This window comes from Halohasta sp. A2, assembly GCF_056175805.1.
The window spans coordinates 1-1,108 of the sequence record NZ_JAQFWV010000164.1 but is presented as its reverse complement, the minus strand read 5'-3'; the positions used below and the strand labels follow the sequence as shown (position 1 = coordinate 1,108).

Here is a 1,108-nt window from a genome sequence, read left to right as displayed (position 1 = left end):
GATAAAATTAAACGTCACGAGTAAATCCTTACGCAGTATAGTGTTTTCAGCTAGATAAATTTGCCGTGATGAACGCTCAAGAGCTACAGAATCTGACGTTTCTGTCGGTGTTTCTTGGACAGGCTGTAGTGGTCGACCAGAAGATATTGTCGAAAAGGCAGATACAGAGATTGTTGGATTGGCTCTTGAGAATCTGATTAATCAGAGAGCAGATCAAGTTACAGTAGTTACGAATGACATCCCACTCGGCGAGGCAGTAGAATCACTGATACCTCAATATGGATTCGACGACAACCAGATTATGTGGCTCACTGGTGGTGAACTTGCTGAAGAACTCGATGAAGATTTTGTATCTGAGTTTGGATGATAGTAATCCAACTGTTAGAACCAGAATTTCACAATACGCTCTGCTAGAATTTTGATAGAGTGAATATACAAGTTGTCTATCTATGTATAAATATGAGTTAATTCACTATTTTCTACTAAACCATTTTATACATGTTTTTAATAGTTGGCCATATTCCCCTGATTATTGTAATGATAGCGACAGCAGGAGCCAATAATACCCAAAATGTGATGAGCAATAGACCGAAGAATATTTCTTCAAAAAATATAATAGATGGTAAAAATATAATTGGAAACACCATCAAAGATAAAGCCGCATTGGCCTTACTTTTTTCAATTGTAGCAGCAATATGATCTGATCCTATTGTATCCACAGCCGCTTTTACTATGGGATGATTAGATGATTCCAATCGCTCACTAAATGATGGGCCAGGGTCGAAGGATTTTGGATCTACTTCTCCCTCAAGAGAATACATTGTATAATTAAGATCTGCTTGCGTTATTTCTTCGAGATCTGCTTCCATTTTCCATCCCTCTATTGATTTGTATTTTCGGATATTTTGATCTGGTTCTAATTCATCAATCTGGTAACGCTTATGCTTATTATAAAAATCAGCTAGTGTTGGTCGTTCAAACATTGGTCGCGTCTCAGAACCGTTTAGACTTCACCTCCAGTAGCCTCAACCGAGGCGGTACAGTGAATCTTCTCGTGGAGTGATTCACACAGAATCTCATTGAAGAACCGGTTGTAGCGATCTGGATC

At 38.5% G+C, this 1,108-nt stretch carries 2 protein-coding genes; one reads left to right on the top strand and one right to left on the bottom strand.

The features are described from left to right. Nucleotides 1-58: 58 nt before the first annotated feature. On the top strand, nucleotides 59-367 hold the full coding sequence (locus O2S87_RS18595; protein ID WP_475410210.1) for a PIN domain-containing protein: 309 nt from the start codon (nucleotides 59-61) through the stop codon (nucleotides 365-367). A 115-nt stretch (nucleotides 368-482) separates the two neighbouring features. Here O2S87_RS18595 and O2S87_RS18590 read toward each other — a convergent pair whose 3' ends face one another. Further along, the gene (locus O2S87_RS18590; RefSeq protein ID WP_475410209.1) at nucleotides 483-983 is read right to left on the bottom strand and encodes a hypothetical protein; all 501 of its coding nucleotides are present in this window, start codon (nucleotides 981-983) and stop codon (nucleotides 483-485) included. Nucleotides 984-1,108 lie beyond the last annotated feature (125 nt).

Coding starts and splice junctions, on each gene's coding strand:
- O2S87_RS18590 (WP_475410209.1), bottom strand. CDS start 983: ATGTTTGAACGACCAACACTAGCTGATTTTTATAATAAGCATAAGCGT.